The organism is Actinosynnema sp. NPDC023658, assembly GCF_040639995.1.
Classification (GTDB): Bacteria; Actinomycetota; Actinomycetes; order Mycobacteriales; family Pseudonocardiaceae; genus Actinosynnema.
On sequence record NZ_JBFAAX010000406.1, the window covers coordinates 1 to 5,211 of the forward strand.

Here is a 5,211-nt window from a genome sequence, read left to right on the forward strand (position 1 = left end):
GCCGAGGACCGCTGTCCTCGGCCGGACGTCTGCCGTCCGCGCCCCCGTCGGTGGGCATAGGGTCGACGCCGTGGACTGGCACGATTGGCACGACGGCTACGACCGCTCGGACTCGTGGATGGCATCGCGGTTGCGGGTGGTCCAGGCGCAGGTCAGGTCCGCCCTGGACGACGCCCCGCCCGGACCGCTCACGGTGATCAGCCTGTGCGCCGGGCAAGGGCGCGACCTGCTCGAAGTCCTCGCGGACCACCCCCGGCGGGACGACGTCCGAGCCCGCCTGGTCGAGCTGGACGCGCGGAACGCGGCGGTGGCCGAGGACGCGGCGCGGGCGGCCGGCCTGGGCCGGGTCGAGGTGGTCAGGGGCGACGCCTCGATCACCGATCACTACCGCGACGTGCGGCCGGCGGACCTGGTGCTGGTCTGCGGGGTGTTCGGCAACATCACCGACGAGGACGTCGAGCGGACCGTCGACTCCTGCCGGCAGCTGTGCGCGACCGGCGGCACCGTGATCTGGACCCGCCACCGCGAGGCGCCGGACCTGGTGCCGACGATCTGCCGGTGGTTCGAGGAACGCGGCTTCGAGCGCCGGTGGCTGTCGGACCCGGAGGCGGATTTCGGCGTCGGCGCCCACCGCTTCCTCGGTGAACCGCAGCCCCTGGCGGAAGGCACGAGCATGTTCACCTTCATCGGCTACGACGTGCTCGACCCGACCGACGAGGTCACCGACGGGTCGGACCCGACGTGACCGCGTTCGAGCGGTCCCGCGCGGAGGACAGCTGTTGACCTCGCACCACCGGACCTTCAGCCGTCGCACGTTCCTCGGGACGGCGGCACTGCTGTCCGTGCCCGGCTGCACGGAGCACGGGACCACGCGCGCCGAACCGACGTCGTCCGAACCGACGTCGTCCGCGCCGTCGTCCCGGTCGGTCGAGCCGAGTCCCGTGGAGCAGCAGCACGAACGGCTCGTCGCGCTGGAGCGGGAGTTCGACGCGCGGTTGGGGGTGTACGCGCTCGACACCGGCAGCGGGGCCACCGTCGTCCACCGGGCGGACGAGCGGTTCGCGTTCTGCTCGACGTTCAAGGGGTTGGCGGCGGCCGCGGTGTTGCAGCGACACCCGCCGGCGCACCTGGACGCCGTCGTCACGTACACCGAGGGCGACCTGATGAAGAGCTCGACGATCACCGCGCAGCACGTGGCGACCGGGATGACGATCCGACAGGTGTGCGACGCGGCCGTCCGGTACAGCGACGGCACGGCGGGCAACCTGCTGCTGCGCGACCTCGGCGGGCCGGCCGGGCTGACCGCGTTCACGCGCGGCCTCGGTGACGAGGTGACGCGGGCCGACCGGGTCGAGCCGGACCTCACGTCGGCCGTGCCGGGAGACCCGCGCGACACGACGTCCCCGCGGGCGATCGGCACGGACTACCGGAAGATCGTGCTCGGTGACGCCCTGCCGCCCGACCAGCGCGCCTTCCTGCGCGACCTGCTGGAGCGCAACACCACCGGCGACCGGCGGGTGCGGGCCGGTGTGCCGCAGGGCTGGGGAGTGGCGGACAAGACCGGTACCGGCGACTACGGCACGGCCAACGACATCGCGATCGTGTGGCCGCCCGGAGCCGCGCCCCTCGTCGTGGCGATCATGTCCAGCAAGGCCACCGCGGACGCCCCGTACGACCAGGCGCTGCTGGCCGAGGCCGCCGCGTACGTGGTGGCCGCCCTCGCGTGACGACCCGGCGCCACCGCCCCCGGTCCGGGCGTCCGGCGCGGTCGAGCGCTCAGCGGTCGCCGTCGAGCGTGATGACCACCTTGACGTCGTCCGGGCGGGCGGTGAACGCGTCGGCGAACCGCTCCAGCGGCACGCGGCGGCTGATCAGGCCTTCGAGCCAGTCCAGGTCGGCCGCGGCCAGCGCCTCGGCGGCCTGGCGGTAGTGCCGCAGGTTGGCGTTGACCGAGCCGACCACGACGTCGTTCTCCAGCACCATCTCGCGGTTCGCGCCGCCGACGTCCGCCTCGACCGTGCGGCCTCCGGACGAGATCCCGGTCAGGCACACCACGCCGAACGGCGCCGTGTTGCGCATGGCGGAGAACACCAGGCTGCCCACGCCGGTCGCCTCGATCACCACGTCCGGTCGCAGGCTCCCGGCGACCTCGTCCACGTCCCCGTGGTGGTAGGTCGCGCCCAGCCGCTCCACCAGCCGCGGTTTGGGGCCCTCCTCCACCAGGTCGAGCACGTGCACGTCCAGCCCCTGTTGCACGCCGATCATCGCGCCCAGCAACCCGATCGGCCCGGCGCCGGTCACCAGCACCCGCTCCGGCGCGTACCACGCCCTCTCCCCCACCCGGCGGACCTGCTCCCACGCCTTGGCCACGACGGAGGTCGGCTCCATGAGCACGCCGACGTGCTCCAACCGCGGGTCCAGCGCCACCGCGTAGTCGGCCTCGACGCACCACAGCTCGGCCGCGTACCCGTCGAGCTCCTTGATCCCGCGCTCGGTGTAGCGGCCGTTGCGGCAGTTGTCGAACTCGCCGTGCGCGCACGCGCCGCACGGCACCGGGTCGGGTCGGCGGACGACGCCCACCACCAGGTCACCGGAGGAGAACCCGCTGCCCGCGGGCGCGGTCATCACCCGACCGAGCGATTCGTGGCCGAGGACCAGCCGGTCGTGGCCGGGCGGGGCCCAGCCGTAGTCGGCGCGGGCGATCTCCTTGTCCGTGCCGCAGACGCCCACGGCCAGCCCGCGGACGAGCAGGTCACCCGCCTGCGGCTCGGGGTCGGGCAGTTCGGTGACCTGCGTCGAGTTCGCCGTCTTCGGGTCGAGCGTGAGCGCGCGCATGGCCCTGGGCTACCCGTCCCGCGCGGGCGCAAGCGCGTGCGGCAGGCCGTTCACCGGTGCTCCACCGCCCCGAATTCCCAGGATCGGCAACAGGAGTTGCCGATCTCGTCGCACGGGCACGAACCTGGTGCCATGACCGAGAACAACACCACAGCAACGACCCCGGTGGGGCCACCGCCCCGCCACCACCTCGCCCTGATGATCTGGGTGGCCGTGTTCCCCACCCTCACCGCGCTGCAACTGCTGCTCGGCGGTCTGCTCGTCGCCACGCCGACCGTCCTGCGCACGCTGGTCCTGGCGACGATCGCGGTGCCGATCGTCATCTACGGGCTGATGCCGCCGCTACAACGGCTCCGGGTCCGCCTGCTCACCCGCCGGTGACGGGCGTGACCGGTCAGCGGAGCCAGCCCACCAGCTCGTCCAGGAACCGGTCCCGACCGCGTTCGGGGCGGTCGAGGTGGACGAAGTGCGTCGCACCGGCCAGGTGCACGACCCGCACCTCCTCCGCCCGGCGCAGTTCGGCGGCCAGGGTCGACACGTCACCCTCGCGCGACCAGAAGTCCCGCTCGCCGCGCAGGACCAGCGTCCGCGCGGTGATCCGGCCCGCGTCCCACAGCCGGTGCCCGACGGCCAGCCGGAAGCTGTCCTTCAAGGCACCGGTAGGGGTGCGGAAGCTCGGCGGCTCGCGGTCGCCGGACGTGGGGTCGCTCGCCACCGCGTGTCGGACGTAGGCGTCGGCGACGCGGGGATCGCGCCACTCGGACTCGTCCTCCGACGGGATGCTCGCGTCCCAGGCGCCCAGCAGGCTCGGACCGGTTGTGTGCCGGTACGCGCCGTACCGCGCGTCGTCGAAGTGACCGGGCCGCGCCGGGTCCTCGAACTCCGAACCCCGGCCGAGCACGGGGTGGCCGTCCAGGGCGCCGTACAGGCTGTTGTGGACGACCAGGTTCCCGACCCGGTCGGGGTGCTCGCTCGCGTACCAGCCGACCCAGTGCCCGCCGGTGGCCCAGCCGACGAGGTCGACGCGGTCGTGCCCGGTCGTCGAGCGCAGCCGGTCCACGACCGACGCGATGTCCCGCACCACCTGCTCGCCGGTGACGGCCGGCGGGTTGACGGACGGGGGCGCGTCGAGGGCGGCGGGGCGGTCGGAGGCGCCGTAACCGCGGGCGTCCACGATGAACACCCGGTGGCCCTCCCGCGCGAGGTCGGCGGCCAGTGATCCGCCGGGGACCGGCAGGTCGAACGACGCGACGCCGGGCACCCGGGCCCCGTGCAGCAGCACGACCGGCCGGCCTCGCGCGGGCCCGTCGGGGCGGACCTCGCGCACCCCGAGGTCCCCGTCCTCGCCCCGCACCTTCCAGTCCTCGCGCACCAGGTTCGTCGTCACCATGCGGCCAGGATGTCGCCGGAACGGCCATCTGGTCTGATTGTGCACTGGATCGGGGTCGATTGATTCGGGACAGGTATGGAACTGAAGCACCTGCGCGCTGCCGTCGCGGTCGCGGACCACCTGCACTTCGGCCGGGCCGCCGCCGCGCTCGGCACGGCGCAGCCGCCGTTGAGCCAGACCGTGAAGGCGCTGGAGACCGAGCTGGGCGTGTCGCTGTTCCACCGCGACACCAGGAACGTCGAGCCGACGCGGGCGGGTGAGGCGTTCGTCGCCGACGCCCGCGCCGTGCTGTCCATGGTGGACGGTGCGGCGCGCAGGGCGCGCGCGGCCGGCCGGGGCGAGGTGGGCTCGCTGGCCATCGGCATGGTCGGTTCGTCGGTCCTGCACCCGCTGCCGATGATCATCCGCGAGTTCCGGGCGCGCTACCCGGCCGTCACCCTGTCGTTCACCGTGCTGCCCACCACGTCCCAGGTCGAGCAGCTGCGCACGGCCGCGCTGGACGTCGGCCTGCTGCGCCCGCCGCTGCCCGGTCCCGCCGACGACCTGGAGCTGGTGCCGGTGGCGCGCGAACCGCTGGTCGCCGCGGTGCCGAACGACCACCCGTTGGCACGACGGAAGCGGGTGCACGTGCGCTCGCTCGCCGGCGAGCCGTTCGTCCTGTTCCCGCGCCACCTCGGGCCCGGCCTGCACGACGAGATCACCGCGCTGTGCCGCCGCGGTGGCTTCACCCCGCGGGTCGCGCAGGAAGCCGTGCAGATGGCGACGATCGTGGGTCTGGTCGCGGCCGGGTGCGGCGTGGGCATCGTGCCCGGCTCGACCGCCGCGCAGGCACGGCCGGACGTCGCGTTCCTCCCGCTGAGCCCGGTGGTCCGGTTGGTGGACCTCGCGATCGCGCTGCCCGTCGCCGGGCGTTCGGCGGTCGCGGTCGACTTCACCGCCCTGGCCCGCGACCTCACCCGCGTGCGCTGACGGTGGCCGGGCCCGCG

6 protein-coding genes are annotated in these 5,211 nt (G+C 74.0%); 4 read left to right on the top strand and 2 right to left on the bottom strand.

Annotation, left to right across the window (positions count from 1 at the left end; genetic code table 11):
• Positions 1-70 precede the first annotated feature (70 nt).
• Together AB0G02_RS27640 and bla are read left to right on the top strand one after the other, a co-directional pair.
• Positions 71-745 (top strand): methyltransferase domain-containing protein, encoded by a 675-nt coding sequence (locus AB0G02_RS27640; RefSeq protein ID WP_360799231.1) that lies wholly within the window; start codon positions 71-73, stop codon positions 743-745.
• A gap of 34 nt (positions 746-779) precedes the next feature.
• The gene (gene bla, locus AB0G02_RS27645) at positions 780-1,727 is read left to right on the top strand and encodes a class A beta-lactamase (RefSeq protein ID WP_360799234.1); all 948 of its coding nucleotides are present in this window, start codon (positions 780-782) and stop codon (positions 1,725-1,727) included.
• 49 nt (positions 1,728-1,776) lie between these two features.
• Here the strand turns inward: bla and AB0G02_RS27650 are convergent, their stop codons facing one another.
• Positions 1,777-2,835, bottom strand: coding sequence for a glucose 1-dehydrogenase (locus tag AB0G02_RS27650; protein ID WP_360799237.1), 1,059 nt, complete (start codon positions 2,833-2,835; stop codon positions 1,777-1,779).
• A gap of 132 nt (positions 2,836-2,967) precedes the next feature.
• Between AB0G02_RS27650 and AB0G02_RS27655 the strand changes: the two genes are divergently transcribed.
• Entirely contained in the window at positions 2,968-3,216 is a 249-nt protein-coding gene (locus AB0G02_RS27655) for a hypothetical protein (RefSeq protein WP_360799240.1), read from the top strand.
• A gap of 13 nt (positions 3,217-3,229) precedes the next feature.
• On the opposite strand, the gene AB0G02_RS27660 is transcribed toward AB0G02_RS27655, so the two are convergent.
• On the bottom strand, positions 3,230-4,225 hold the full coding sequence (locus AB0G02_RS27660) for an alpha/beta fold hydrolase (protein WP_360799243.1): 996 nt from the start codon (positions 4,223-4,225) through the stop codon (positions 3,230-3,232).
• Between the two features lie 75 nt (positions 4,226-4,300).
• Here AB0G02_RS27660 and AB0G02_RS27665 point away from each other — a divergent pair, with 75 nt between their 5' ends.
• Positions 4,301-5,194: a LysR family transcriptional regulator gene (locus AB0G02_RS27665; protein ID WP_360799246.1), complete on the top strand. Its 894-nt coding sequence runs from the start codon at positions 4,301-4,303 to the stop codon at positions 5,192-5,194.
• Positions 5,195-5,211: the final 17 nt, after the last annotated feature.